Genomic DNA, 12601 nt, shown 5'->3' on the forward strand with positions numbered 1-12601 from the left:
AGGAGCGCCGTTTGGCCGAGCCAAACAAGCGACGAGCGACGCCGCCATGCGGGCGATTTCGGGCATTCCCGTGACATGGATTTTTTAAATTGGGGTTGCCACGAGAACGGCCGCTCGCCGCGTTGCGCTCCTTGCGAATACGTCAGTATTCGCGGCGTCACGCGCCTCGCGAGCGGCCGTTCTCGTGGCAACGCATGCGCGCTCCATAGGTAAACAGACCCTAAATGCAGACGAACCTCGCCGATTTCATCCGCAATACGCCCGACGGTGACGAAGCCGACGCGATATTGCGCAAGTGCGTGCATTGCGGGTTCTGCACCGCGACCTGCCCGACCTACCAGCTGCTCGGCGACGAACTCGACGGCCCGCGCGGCCGCATCTACCTGATCAAGCAGATGGTCGAAGGCGCGCCCGTCACGCGCAGCACGCAGCAGCACCTCGACCGCTGCCTCACGTGCCGCAGTTGCGAGACGACCTGCCCGTCCGGCGTCCAGTACGGCCGGCTCGTCGAGATCGGCCGCAAGCACGTCGAGGCACAGGTTCAGCGCCCCGTGCAGCAGCGTCTCGTGCGCCGCGTGCTCGCGAGCCTCGTGCCGAACGCCGCGCTGTTCTCGCCGGTGATGCGGCTCGGCCAGCACGTCCGTCCGCTGCTGCCGAAGCGGCTGCGCGACAAGGTGCCGCCGCGCACGCGGCTGCTCGAATGGCCGCACCTGACGCATACGCGCAAGATGCTGATGCTCGGCGGCTGCGTGCAGCCGTCGATGCTGCCGAACATCAATATCGCGACCGCGCGCGTGCTCGACGCGCTCGGCATCGAGACCGTCGTCGCGCCCGACGCCGGCTGCTGCGGCGCGATCCGCCTGCACCTGAACTATCACGACGAAGCGCTCGACGACGCGCGCCGCAACATCGACGCGTGGTGGCCTCATGTCGAACAGGGTGTCGAGGCGATCGTGATGAACGCGTCGGGCTGCGGCGCGACGGTGCTCGAATACGCGCACCTGCTGCGCGACGACCCGGCCTACGCGGAGAAGGCGCAGCGCATCGTGTCGCTGACGCGCGACATCTCCGACGTGCTGCTCGCGTTCGAGGCCGAGCTCGCGACACTCGCGCGCCGCCGCGCGGTTCATACGGTCGCGTACCACCCGCCGTGCACGCTGCAGCACGGCCAGCAGTCGCGCGGCAAGGTCGAACGCCTGCTCGAGACCCTCGGCATCGACGTGCGGCTGCCGGCCGACAGCCATCTGTGCTGCGGCTCGGCCGGCACCTATTCGCTGACGCAGCCGTCGCTGTCGTACCGGTTGCGCAAGCAGAAGCTGCTGAAGCTGCAGGCGCTCGAGCCGCAGATGATCGTCTCCGGCAACGTCGGCTGCATCGCCCACCTGCAGAGCGGCACGCAGATTCCGGTGGCCCACTGGATCCAGCTCGTCGAGCACCTGCTGTATGGCTAGGGCCTGTTCATACGAATGACGGGCGGGCCCTGGGCCTCGCGCCCGGCGTCCGTATAATGGGCGGATCGATGCGCCGCGTGCCGCGGCGCATCCGCTACATGCCTGCTTCCGTGCCTGCTTTCGTGCCCGCCATGTCCGATCTCGCCGCCCGCCTCGAATCCGTTCATCGCCGCATCGCCGACGCCGCCCGCGCGGCCGGCCGCGATCCCGCCACCGTATCGCTGCTCGCCGTCTCGAAGACGTTTCCCGCCGCCGACGTGCGCGCCGCGCATGCGGCCGGGCAGCGTGCGTTCGGCGAAAACTACGTGCAGGAATCGATCGACAAGATCGACGCGCTCGCCGACCTGCGCGCGAGCCTCGAATGGCATTTCATCGGGCCGCTGCAATCGAACAAGACGCGCCCGGTTGCCGAACGCTTCGACTGGGTCCATTCGGTCGACCGGCTGAAGATCGCGCAGCGCCTGTCGGAACAGCGCCCCGCGCACCTGCCGCCGCTCAACGTGTGCGTGCAGGTGAACATCAGCGGCGAGGCGTCGAAGAGCGGCGTCGCACCGGCCGACGTGGCCGAGGTCGCGCGCGCGGTCGCCGCGCTGCCGTCGCTGCGGCTGCGCGGCCTGATGGCGATTCCCGAACCGGCCGGCGACACCGATGCGCAACGCGTGCCGCATCGCGCGCTGCGCACGCTGTTCGACGCATTGCGCGCCGACGGCCTGCCGCTCGACACGCTGTCGATGGGCATGTCCGCCGATCTCGACGCGGCCGTGCTCGAAGGCGCGACGATCGTGCGCGTCGGCACCGCGATCTTCGGCGCGCGCGATTATTCGCACTGAACGCCGCGCCCTTTTCCGCCCTCCCGTTCACTCACTCGCTCACTCGCTCAATCGCTCAATCGCTCAATCGCTCAATCGCTCAATCGCTCAATCGCTCAATCGAACATCATGAAAATCGCATTCATCGGCGGCGGCAACATGGCCGCGGCCCTGATCGGCGGCCTGATCAAGCGCGGCGTCGCCGCTGACGGCCTGTATGCCATCGACGTCAACGAAGAAGTGCGCGCACGCGCCGCGCAGCAATTCGGCATCCGCACCGGCGCGGCCGTCGACGCGACGCTCGCCGACTACGACGCGATCGTGCTCGCGGTGAAGCCGCAGGTGCTGCACGACGTCGCGCAGGCGCTCGCACCGCACCTGAAGACACAGCTCGTGATCAGCATCGCGGCCGGCATCCGCGGCAGCGATCTCGCGCGCTGGCTCGGCGACTACGCACGCGTCGTGCGCACGATGCCGAACACGCCCGCACTCGTCGGCATGGGCGTGACGGGCCTCGCCGCACTGCCGGGCGTCGATGCGGCGGGCCGCGAACTCGCGTCGAACGTGCTCGGCGCGGTCGGCGAGACCGTGTGGTTCGACGACGAGTCGAAGCTCGATGCCGTCACGGCCATTTCGGGCAGCGGCCCCGCGTACGTGTTCTATTTCATCGAAGCGCTGCAGGAAGCCGCGCGCCAGCTCGGCATGAACGACGAACAGGGCCGCGCGCTCGCGGTCGCGACGTTCACGGGCGCCGCGCAACTCGCCGCGCAATCGGGCGAGCCGGCGAGCGTGCTGCGCGAGCGCGTGACGTCGAAGGGCGGCACGACGGCCGCCGCGCTCGCATCCTTCGACGCGCAGGGCGTGAAGGACGCGATCGTGCGCGGCGCGCTCGCGGCCGAAGCGCGTGCGAAGGAAATGGGCGACGAGCTCGGTCGCGCGTAAGCGCGGCGCCCGCTCCGGGCCTCCCCCCGGGCACCGCCAACAAAAAAGCGGCCTCGGCCGCTTTTTTGTTGGCATCGCGCATCGCGTCGCGCGCCGGCGCGCGGCCGCTTCAGTTGGCCGCCGGACCCGCCAGCAGGTAATGCGCGGCAATCCCCGCGAACAGCACGCCGCCGAGCCAGTTGTTGTGCCGGAACGCGGCGAAGCACGGCATCCGCTCGCGGCCCTTGATCAGCGTGTAGTGATACAGCGCGCAGCCGACCGCCGCCGCCCAGCCGGCCCAGTACGCGAGGCCGAAGCCGAGCGCCACGCCGATCCACACGTAGATGCCGAGCGTCGCCGCATAACACGCCATGACGGCCGCGACGTCGAAGCGGCCGAACGTCAGCGCCGACGTGCGGATCCCGATCTTGATGTCGTCGTCGCGATCGACCATCGCGTATTCGGTGTCGTACGCGACCGACCAGAAAATGTTCGCGACCAGCATCACCCACGCGATCGTCGGCACCGTGTCCTGCACGGCCGCGAACGCCATCGGAATGCCGAAGCCGAACGCGATGCCGAGATACGCCTGCGGAATCGCGAAGAAACGCTTCATGAACGGATACGAACCCGCGACGAACAGCGCGACGACGGACAGCTCCTTCGTCAGCGTGTTGAGCGGCAGGATCAGCAGGAACGAGATGAATGCGAGCCCGACGGCGATCGCAACGGCTTCCCACGCACGGATCTTGCCCGACGTCAGCGGCCGGTCGGCCGTGCGCTTCACGTGGCGGTCGAAATCGCGGTCGGCGTAGTCGTTCATCGCGCAGCCGGCCGAGCGCATCAGCAGCGTGCCGAGCGAGAAGATCACGAGCAGCGGCCAGCGCGGATGGCCGTCGGACGCGATCCACAGCGCGTTGAGCGTCGGCCACAGCAGCAGCAGGCTGCCGATCGGCTTGTCCATCCGGACGAGCCGCAGATACAGGGGAAAGCGGGCAAGCATGGCGAGGCACCGGGAAGATAACCCCGGCATTTTAGAGCCGAGCGGTGCTTCGCGTCATGTCGGGGCGGCCCGCGGCGGCAGCCGCCCGGCTCGCCCGGGCCGCCCGGGCCCGCTGCGCATGGCCGGGCCCCGCTTTGCGCCAATCAAGGGACGGATTCGATCGCTCCGGATCGGGCGAGTCAGCGCGCCGTCCCCAGCCGCATCGCACTTACGCGAGCAACGAGCGCAGCATCCACGCGGTTTTTCATGCGTCCGCAGGTCGGCGGTGGGCTCGCCGCGTCGGCGATCGGAAAGATCGCGCGCGCGGGTTCGCACGACGGCCTCGTGCCCTTCGACGGGCTCGCGGATCATGTCTTCCGCCACCCGCACGCCCTTCGCTTCCGGCACCGACGACAGTTTCGCGAAATCGCCGAAGGTACGCGTTCCTGTCCTTCCCGATTCGACGCTACGCGCCAAACCGGATCGCGCCGTTCTCGATGGCAGCCTGGCTGCCGTATTGCCAGGTGATGTTGCGGTGTTCATGTCCGATCGGCAGACCCGAGTAGATCGGCACGCCGAAGCCGCCCAGCACGTCGACAAGCATCTGCTCGAGCGTGAAATCCGCGCCGTCCGGGATCGGGCAGCGCGTGAATTGCCCGAGCACGAACGCACGGGCTCCGTCGAACGCGCCGCTCAGACGCAGTTGCGTCAGGCTGCGGTCGAGCCGGTAGCCCAACTCCGTCACGTCCTCCAGCAGTACGATCGCGTCGCGTGAGCGAAGCGACCAGCGCGTACCCGCGACGCTCGCGAGTACCGTCACGTTGCCGCCGCACAGACGTCCCCGCACGGCACCAGCGGCGCCGGACAAATGCCGCAGACTCAGCGCGTCGCGTTCGTCGCCGGTCAGCACAGCGCGAATGTCGGCGCGCGTCGCGTCGTCTACCTTGGTCGCCAGACTGTGAAATGTCGGGCCATGCAGCAAACGCACGCCGGGCCGATCCGCGAGTGCGCAGAACAGTGACGTCGCGTCGGAAAAGCCGATGATCGTCTTTGGCGTTGCGATCTCGTCGGGCAAGTGCTCGAGCAAATGCGCGCAACCGAATCCCCCCCGCGCGAGCCACACGATATCGATCGACGGATCCATCAGGGTGCGCCGCAGGTCGTGCGCGCGCTCCTCGGCGGTACCGGCGAAATAGCGGTACCGGCTGCCGAGATGCGCGCCCGCCCTGACCTCGAAGCCCCAGCTTTCGACGAGCGCAATGCCACGCGCGATGCCTTCCGGATCGGGCACACCCGCAGGCGCGACCACGCCCACTGCCTTGCGTCGTGATTCCATTGAATGGCTACCTGGATGATGGAGAACCTGCCGAATATATCCGACACCGCTTGCTGACGGCTCGGCCTTGTCACGCAGCGTCGTGCGCGCGGGGATGACGATCGCCGGTGTCCGCGAAACCGCCGCATTGCCGGCGCCGCCTGAGAATCACCGTCGCGGCAAAATCGCCGACCGATCGATGCGGATCCGGTTCGATCGACGAACCAGGCAGCACGTCGAGCGGATGCACCTCGGAGCCGCCGGCGTTGCGGGCCCTTCCCGGCGTCAACGCGTCGGCCGGTACCGCGGCGATCGCATCGCTGTCGAATCCGCGAAAACGACGACAGCGCACGCTTCATCGCAAGCGCCTCGACCGGACCGTTTCCGACGCTCACTTTTCCAAAGCATGATGAGCACGTTTGGATTGACGGAGCCAGTCAGCCATGTCGAACGCAGCGAATCGTACCCATCCCCATCGGACGTACGCGCAAGCATTCAGGCAGCAGGTGATCAGGGAGACATTGACGCCCGGCATGCCGGTGTCGATTGTTGTGCGCCGGCACGACATCAACGTCAATGTGGTGTCCGGATGGCGCAAGCAATATCGTCAGGGCACCCTCAACCGGGTAGATCCGGATGGATCGCGGGTCTTCGTGGACATGTTACGGACTCCTCACTCAATCGACCGGAGCCATTCAAGCGAATCTGTTGCCCTGCATGCCGACATCGCACCACCCGTATGACTCGCCACTGCAGCGTGGCGTACGCCCGCCGCGCTCAGGCGGCGGCGATCGCGTGCAGCGCCTGCGACACCAGTTCGGCCGCACCGCCGACGACGATCGCGAATCCGACTACGTACCGCGCGATCTCGGCCGGCGCCCGCACCTTCGGTGCCGCCAGCGCGGCGCGCATGTTCAGCATCATTTGCGTCATGATCGTCACTCCTTCATTGAAATCCAGGATCGGGACGAAACGGCCGGCCGGACGACCGGCCGTTTCCCGTTACTGCCTCACCGTGCTACTGCACGGCAACGCTCACGCGAGGTCGAAGCGGTCGAGGTTCATCACCTTGTTCCAGGCCGCGACGAAGTCGCGCGCGAACTTCTCCTTCGCATCCGCGCTGCCGTACACCTCGGCCAGCGCACGCAGCTGCGCATGCGAGCCGAAGATCAGGTCGACGCGCGTGCCGGTCCACTTCACCTTGCCCGTCGCGCGATCGCGCCCTTCGAACACGTCGTTCGCGGCCGACACCGGCTTCCATTCCGTGCCCATGTCGAGCAGGTTCACGAAGAAGTCGTTCGTCAGCGCTTCCGGACGGTCGGTGAACACGCCATGCTTCGCCTCGCCGGCGTTCGCACCGAGTACGCGCAGGCCACCGACGAGCACCGTCATCTCGGGCGCGCTCAGCGTCAGCAGTTGCGCCTTGTCGACCAGCAGCGCCTCGGCCGGCGTCTTGTACGCGTGCTTCAGGTAGTTGCGGAAGCCGTCCGCGACCGGTTCGAGCACGGCCATCGCTTCGACATCGGTCTCTTCCTGCGATGCATCCGCACGGCCCGGTGCGAACGGCACCGTCACCGCGACGCCCGCGTTCTTCGCGGCCTGCTCGACGCCGGCCGCACCGGCCAGCACGATCAGGTCGGCGAGCGACACCTTCTTGCCGCCCGTCTGCGCGTCGTTGAACGCCTTCTGCACGCCTTCGAGCGTCGCGAGCACCTTCGCGAGTTCAGCCGGACGGTTCACTTCCCAGTCCTTCTGCGGCGCCAGGCGGATACGCGCACCGTTCGCGCCGCCGCGCTTGTCCGATCCGCGGAACGTCGCGGCCGACGCCCATGCCGTCGACACGAGCTGCGACACCGACAGGCCCGTTGCCAGCACCTTCGCCTTCAGCGCGGCAACGTCGGCGTCGTCGATCAGCGGGTGGTCGACTGCCGGGATCGGGTCCTGCCACAGCAGGTGTTCCGCCGGCACTTCCGGGCCGAGATAACGGGAGCGCGGGCCCATGTCGCGGTGCGTGAGCTTGAACCACGCACGCGCGAACGCATCGGCGAACTCGGCCGGGTTCTCGTAGAAACGGCGCGAGATCTTTTCGTAGGCCGGGTCGAAACGCAGCGACAGGTCGGTCGTCAGCATCGTCGGGCGATGCTTCTTCGACGCGTCGAACGCATCGGGAATCACTTCGCCGGCGTCCTTCGCGACCCACTGGTGCGCGCCGGCCGGGCTCTTCGTGAGCTCCCACTCGTAGCTGAACAGGTGCTTGAAGAAATCGTTGCTCCACTGCGTCGGCGTCGACGTCCACGTGACTTCGAGGCCGCTCGTGATCGCGTCCTTGCCCTTGCCCGTGCCGAACGTGCTCTTCCAGCCGAGACCCTGCTCCTCGAGGCCCGCGGCTTCCGGCTCGGGACCGACGTTCGACGCCGGACCGGCACCGTGCGTCTTGCCGAACGTGTGGCCGCCCGCGATCAGCGCGACCGTCTCTTCGTCGTTCATCGCCATCCGCGCGAACGTCTCGCGGATGTCATGCGCGGCGGCGACCGGGTCGGGGTTGCCGTCCGGGCCTTCCGGGTTCACGTAGATGAGGCCCATCTGCACGGCAGCGAGCGGGCTTTCGAGCTCACGCTTGCCCGAGTAGCGGCTGTTCGGGCCGCCGCTCAGTTCCAGCCAGATCTTTTCCGAGCCCCAGTAGACGTCGTCCGGTTCCCACGTGTCGACGCGGCCGCCGGCATAGCCGAAGGTCTTGAAGCCCATCGATTCGAGCGCGACGTTGCCGGTCAGGATCAGCAGGTCGGCCCACGAGATGTTGCGGCCGTACTTCTGCTTGATCGGCCACAGCAACCGGCGAGCCTTGTCGAGGCTGACGTTGTCCGGCCAGCTGTTGAGCGGCGCGAAGCGCTGCTGCCCGCCGCCCGCGCCGCCGCGGCCGTCGGCCGTGCGGTACGTGCCGGCGCTGTGCCAGGCCATGCGGATGAACAGGCCGCCATAGTGGCCGAAGTCGGCCGGCCACCAGTCCTGCGACATCGTCATCAGTGCGTGCAGGTCCTTCTTCACCGCCGCGAGGTCCAGCTTGCTGAACGCTTCCGCGTAGTCGAAATCCTTGTCCATCGGATCGGACAGCGCCGAATGGCGGTGCAGGATGTTCAGGTTGAGCTGATTCGGCCACCAGTCCTTGTTCGTCGTGCCGCCACCAGCGGTGTGGTTGAACGGGCACTTCGTTTCGTTCGACATGCGATTTCTCCTTGGCTTGCTCGTATGACTCCGCCGGTTCGCTCCGGCGGCATGCCGGGTGCGATTGGTGGAGTGTCATTGCGGGGATGGGAAACGGAACAGGTTGATTCTCCTGTCGTACTACGGGATATCGCGCGGGGCCTGTGACGCGCGTTCCCGCTGCGACGCGCCGCGGGCGGCACGCTCGGGGAACCGGCTGCCGGCAGGCGTCGTGACGACGCTGCGGGCGGAATTCCAGCTTTCGGACATGCGATGCTCCCTCATGGCTTGATGGCGGGTGAATCGGGGGAACACTGAACCGGCGCGCGGCGGCGTTCAACCGCCGTACACACGGTCCGCGAGGTACGCGAACGCAATCGGACGCAGGCTGCGAACCGCCGCCCTGGCGCGATGTACGACCGCATCGCGCGACGGGATGTTCCGCTGCGCGTGCTGCAATACCGACCGCATCATGACATCCTCCTTTGACGCTTGCACTCAACGTGCAGACCGGTCGTCGACACGACGCCGATCCATGGAGAGGATTCTATATAAGTCTATTGATTACTTGAATTTGATTAATTTCATCTATGCGATAGAGAAAAATAAACGGGGTCGCAAGACCCCGTTCATCGGGCTGCCACACGCGCATGCCGCAGCGTGCTCAGTTCATCGTCGCCGGCATGTCGAGCTTCGCGACACCCGGCAGCTCGCAGGCGGAAATCGCGTCGCTGATCGCGTCGATCGCGGGCATCCGCGTGAAGCTCTTGCGCCACACGAGCACCACGCGGCGGTCGGGTACCGGCTCGTTGAACGGCACGTACGACAGCAGTTCGGCATCGGGGCCGTTCGCGCGCGGGCCGACCTCGGCAACCGACATTCGCGGCAGCACCGTAATGCCGACGCCGCTCGCGACCATGTGGCGGATCGTCTCGAGCGACGAGCCCTCGAAGGTCTTCTGGATGCCGTCGGCCGTCTGCGAGAAGCGCATCAGCTCCGGGCACACGCCGAGCACGTGATCGCGGAAGCAGTGACCGTTGCCGAGCAGCAGCATGGTTTCCTGCTTCAGGTCCTCGGCGTCGATTTCGTCGCGCTTCTCCCATGGATGGCCGGCCGGCAGCGCGACGACGAACGGTTCGTCGTACAGCGGGCGCACCATCAGGCCGGTTTCCGGAAACGGCAGCGCCATGATCGCGGCGTCGATCTCGCCCTGCTTCAGCAGTTCGAGCAGCTTGAGCGTGTAGTTTTCCTGCAGCATCAGCGGCATCTGCGGGACACGCTGGATCATCTGCTTGACGAGCGTCGGCAGCAGGTACGGCCCGATCGTGTAGATCACGCCAAGGCGGAACGGGCCGACCAGCGGATCCTTGCCCTGCTTCGCGATCTCCTTGATCGCGAAAGTCTGCTCGAGTACGCGCTGCGCCTGCGTGACGATCTGGTCACCGATCGGCGTCACGCTCACTTCGCTCGCGCCGCGCTCGAAAATCTGCACGTTCAGCTCGTCTTCGAGCTTCTTGATCGCCACCGACAGCGTCGGCTGGCTCACGAAGCAGGCTTCGGCCGCACGGCCGAAATGCCGTTCGCGCGCGACCGCGACGATGTATTTCAATTCAGTCAGCGTCATTGTGGGTCAATCAGAGATATACAGGCGATAGGTTTAATTTATACACCCTGTGACACCGGTTCGCCAAGTTTCTCTGCATCGGGATGCGTCGAACGGCGATTCCGGATCCGGCCCCAACCCGCGGATCAGGCCTTCAGATACTGCTCCCGCGCACCGAGCCAGCGCGCGAGATGCTGCGTGACGATTTCGGGATACGCGGCAATCAGCCGCGTCGCGGCTTCGCGGGCCGGATCGATCAGCCAGCCGTCGGTCTCGAGGTTCGCGAAGCGCAGCATCGCCGCGCCCGACTGGCGGGCGCCGAGGAATTCGCCGGGGCCGCGGATCTCGAGGTCGCGCCGCGCGATCTCGAAGCCGTCGGTCGTCTCGCGCATCGTCTTCAGCCGCTCGCGGCCGGTGAGCGACAGCGGCCCCGTGTACAGCAGCACGCACACCGAAGCCGCGGTGCCGCGCCCGACCCGGCCGCGCAACTGGTGCAGCTGCGCGAGGCCGAAGCGCTCCGCGTGCTCGATCACCATCAGCGACGCGTTCGGTACGTCGACGCCGACCTCGATCACGGTCGTCGCGACGAGCAGCTGCACTTCGTTGCGCGTGAACGCTTCCATCACGGCCGCCTTGTCGGCCGGCGACAGCCGGCCGTGCACGAGCCCGACCTTCAGCTCCGGGAGTGCGGCGGCGAGCGTCTCGTAAGTCTCGACGGCCGTCTGCAGCTGCAGCGTCTCGCTCTCCTCGATCAGCGGGCACACCCAGTACACCTGGCGCCCGGTCAGCGCGGCCTCGCGCACGCGGGCGATCACCTCCTCGCGCCGCGCATCGCCGACGAGGCGCGTCAGCACCGGCGTGCGGCCCGGCGGCAGCTCGTCGATCGTCGACACCTCGAGGTCCGCGTAATACGTCATCGCGAGCGTGCGCGGAATCGGCGTGGCCGACATCATCAACTGGTGCGGCTGGAAGTCGCGCGCGCCGTTGGCCGCGTTCGCGGCCTTCGCCCGCAGCGCGAGCCGCTGCTCGACGCCGAAGCGGTGCTGCTCGTCGACGATCACGAGGCCGAGCCGGGCGAACTCGACCGTGTCCTGGATGATCGCGTGCGTGCCGATCACGAGCTGCGCGGTGCCGAGCGCGGCCGCCTCGATCGCCGCGCGCTTCTCTTTCGCCTTCAGGCTGCCCGCGAGCCACGCCACCGTGACGCCGAGCGGCTCGAGCCACGCGCGCAGCTTGCGCGCATGTTGCTCCGCGAGGATTTCGGTGGGCGCCATCAGCGCGGCCTGGTAGCCGGCGTCGATCGCCTGCGTGGCGGCCAGCGCCGCGACCACCGTCTTGCCGCTGCCGACGTCGCCCTGCAGCAGGCGCTGCATCGGGTGCGCGAGCGTGAGGTCGCGCGCGATCTCGTCGACGACGCGCGCCTGCGCGCCCGTCAGCGTGAACGGCAGCGCGGCATAGAGCCGGGTCGTCAGCGCATCGGCATCGCTCGCGGTGCGACGCGGCATCGCGGGCGCCGCGCGCGTGCGGCGCTCCTCGTGCGCGCGCTTGAGCGACAGCTGCTGCGCGAGCAGCTCCTCGAACTTGATGCGCGTCCACGCCGGATGCGAACCGTCCATCAGCGCGGCTTCGTCGGAATCGACGCGCGGGTGATGCAGGATGCGCACGGCCTGCTCGAGCGTCGGCACGTCGAGCGGCTTCAGGTAGTCGCGCTGGATCTCGGGCGGCAGCAGCTCGGGCAGCGGCGTGCGCTCCACCGCGTTCTCGATCGCCTTGCGCAGGTACGCCTGCGACACGCCGGCCGTGCTCGGATAGACGGGCGTGAGCACCTGCGGCAACGGCGCATCGGCTTCGACGACGCGCACGGCCGGATGCACCATCTCCATCCCGAAAAAGCCGCCGCGCACGTCGCCGCGCACGCGCAGCCGCTGGCCGACGGCCATCTGCTTGACCTGCGAGCCGTAGAAATTGAGAAAGCGCAGCACGAGCTGCTCGCCGTCGTCGTCCTGGATCTTCACGACGAGCTGGCGGCGCGGGCGATACGCGACCTCGTTGTCGAACACGACCCCTTCGGTCTGCGCGATGCTGCCCGGCAGCAGCTCGCCGATCGGCGTGAGCGTGGTTTCGTCCTCGTAGCGCATCGGCAGATGCAGCACGAGATCGATCGAGCGCGTGAGGCCGAGCTTCGCGAGCTTGTCGGCGGTCTTCACGGGCTTGTCGGCGGCCGGCTTCTTCTTGCGCTTCGTGCCGGATGCGCCGGCCTCGCCCGCTGCATCGCCCGCGGCGGCGCCGTCAGCATCGGGCGCGGCGGCGGCCGGCTGC

Annotated in this window: 11 protein-coding genes and 1 pseudogene; 4 read left to right on the forward strand and 8 right to left on the reverse strand. The window is 67.6% G+C overall.

The annotated features are described in order from the left end of the window. The first annotated feature begins 224 nt into the window (after positions 1-224). From glcF to proC, 3 genes are all read left to right on the forward strand, one after another. Positions 225-1451, forward strand: coding sequence for a glycolate oxidase subunit GlcF (gene glcF, locus L810_RS40200; RefSeq protein WP_021163859.1), 1227 nt, complete (start codon positions 225-227; stop codon positions 1449-1451). Between the two features lie 131 nt (positions 1452-1582). Beyond that, positions 1583-2281 (forward strand): YggS family pyridoxal phosphate-dependent enzyme, encoded by a 699-nt coding sequence (locus L810_RS40205; protein ID WP_027788328.1) that lies wholly within the window; start codon positions 1583-1585, stop codon positions 2279-2281. A 108-nt stretch (positions 2282-2389) separates the two neighbouring features. Continuing rightward, positions 2390-3202, forward strand: coding sequence for a pyrroline-5-carboxylate reductase (gene proC, locus L810_RS40210; protein ID WP_042978195.1), 813 nt, complete (start codon positions 2390-2392; stop codon positions 3200-3202). Positions 3203-3311: 109 nt separating this feature from the next. Here the strand turns inward: proC and ubiA are convergent, their stop codons facing one another. The 3 genes and pseudogenes from ubiA to L810_RS40220 all read right to left on the reverse strand — a co-directional run bounded on the left by ubiA (position 3312) and on the right by L810_RS40220 (position 5499). Beyond that, the gene (gene ubiA / locus L810_RS40215) at positions 3312-4184 is read right to left on the reverse strand and encodes a 4-hydroxybenzoate octaprenyltransferase (RefSeq protein WP_021163860.1); all 873 of its coding nucleotides are present in this window, start codon (positions 4182-4184) and stop codon (positions 3312-3314) included. Between the two features lie 208 nt (positions 4185-4392). After that, positions 4393-4601 (reverse strand): annotated as a pseudogene (locus tag L810_RS46580) (DNA starvation/stationary phase protection protein); the annotation flags it as partial. 28 nt (positions 4602-4629) lie between these two features. Continuing rightward, positions 4630-5499 (reverse strand): S66 peptidase family protein, encoded by an 870-nt coding sequence (locus L810_RS40220; RefSeq protein ID WP_042978196.1) that lies wholly within the window; start codon positions 5497-5499, stop codon positions 4630-4632. A gap of 422 nt (positions 5500-5921) precedes the next feature. Here L810_RS40220 and L810_RS46585 point away from each other — a divergent pair, with 422 nt between their 5' ends. Next, positions 5922-6221, forward strand: coding sequence for a transposase (locus L810_RS46585; RefSeq protein ID WP_081712966.1), 300 nt, complete (start codon positions 5922-5924; stop codon positions 6219-6221). 34 nt (positions 6222-6255) lie between these two features. On the opposite strand, the gene L810_RS48620 is transcribed toward L810_RS46585, so the two are convergent. The 5 genes from L810_RS48620 to recG form a co-directional block, all read right to left on the reverse strand. Further along, complete coding sequence (locus tag L810_RS48620; RefSeq protein WP_021163864.1) at positions 6256-6411, reverse strand: hypothetical protein; 156 nt, start codon at positions 6409-6411, stop codon at positions 6256-6258. Between the two features lie 102 nt (positions 6412-6513). After that, a complete protein-coding gene (gene katG / locus L810_RS40230; protein WP_021163865.1) occupies positions 6514-8700 on the reverse strand; it encodes a catalase/peroxidase HPI in 2187 nt (728 codons plus the stop codon). Positions 8701-8820: 120 nt separating this feature from the next. Then, a complete protein-coding gene (locus L810_RS49465; protein ID WP_021163867.1) occupies positions 8821-8949 on the reverse strand; it encodes a hypothetical protein in 129 nt (42 codons plus the stop codon). Positions 8950-9343: 394 nt separating this feature from the next. Continuing rightward, positions 9344-10303: a hydrogen peroxide-inducible genes activator gene (locus tag L810_RS40235; RefSeq protein WP_021163869.1), complete on the reverse strand. Its 960-nt coding sequence runs from the start codon at positions 10301-10303 to the stop codon at positions 9344-9346. A gap of 125 nt (positions 10304-10428) precedes the next feature. Continuing rightward, positions 10429-12601 (reverse strand): ATP-dependent DNA helicase RecG (gene recG, locus L810_RS40240; RefSeq protein WP_042978197.1); only part of this gene is annotated, 2173 nt, incomplete at its 5' end.

Origin of the sequence: Burkholderia sp. AU4i, assembly GCF_000466765.1 — a bacterium.
Taxonomy (GTDB): Bacteria; Pseudomonadota; Gammaproteobacteria; order Burkholderiales; family Burkholderiaceae; genus Burkholderia; species Burkholderia cepacia.

Coding starts and splice junctions, on each gene's coding strand:
- glcF (WP_021163859.1), top strand. CDS start 225: ATGCAGACGAACCTCGCCGATTTCATCCGCAATACGCCCGACGGTGAC.
- L810_RS40205 (WP_027788328.1), top strand. CDS start 1,583: ATGTCCGATCTCGCCGCCCGCCTCGAATCCGTTCATCGCCGCATCGCC.
- proC (WP_042978195.1), top strand. CDS start 2,390: ATGAAAATCGCATTCATCGGCGGCGGCAACATGGCCGCGGCCCTGATC.
- ubiA (WP_021163860.1), bottom strand. CDS start 4,184: ATGCTTGCCCGCTTTCCCCTGTATCTGCGGCTCGTCCGGATGGACAAG.
- L810_RS40220 (WP_042978196.1), bottom strand. CDS start 5,499: ATGGAATCACGACGCAAGGCAGTGGGCGTGGTCGCGCCTGCGGGTGTG.
- L810_RS46585 (WP_081712966.1), top strand. CDS start 5,922: ATGTCGAACGCAGCGAATCGTACCCATCCCCATCGGACGTACGCGCAA.
- L810_RS48620 (WP_021163864.1), bottom strand. CDS start 6,411: ATGACGCAAATGATGCTGAACATGCGCGCCGCGCTGGCGGCACCGAAG.
- katG (WP_021163865.1), bottom strand. CDS start 8,700: ATGTCGAACGAAACGAAGTGCCCGTTCAACCACACCGCTGGTGGCGGC.
- L810_RS49465 (WP_021163867.1), bottom strand. CDS start 8,949: ATGTCCGAAAGCTGGAATTCCGCCCGCAGCGTCGTCACGACGCCTGCC.
- L810_RS40235 (WP_021163869.1), bottom strand. CDS start 10,303: ATGACGCTGACTGAATTGAAATACATCGTCGCGGTCGCGCGCGAACGG.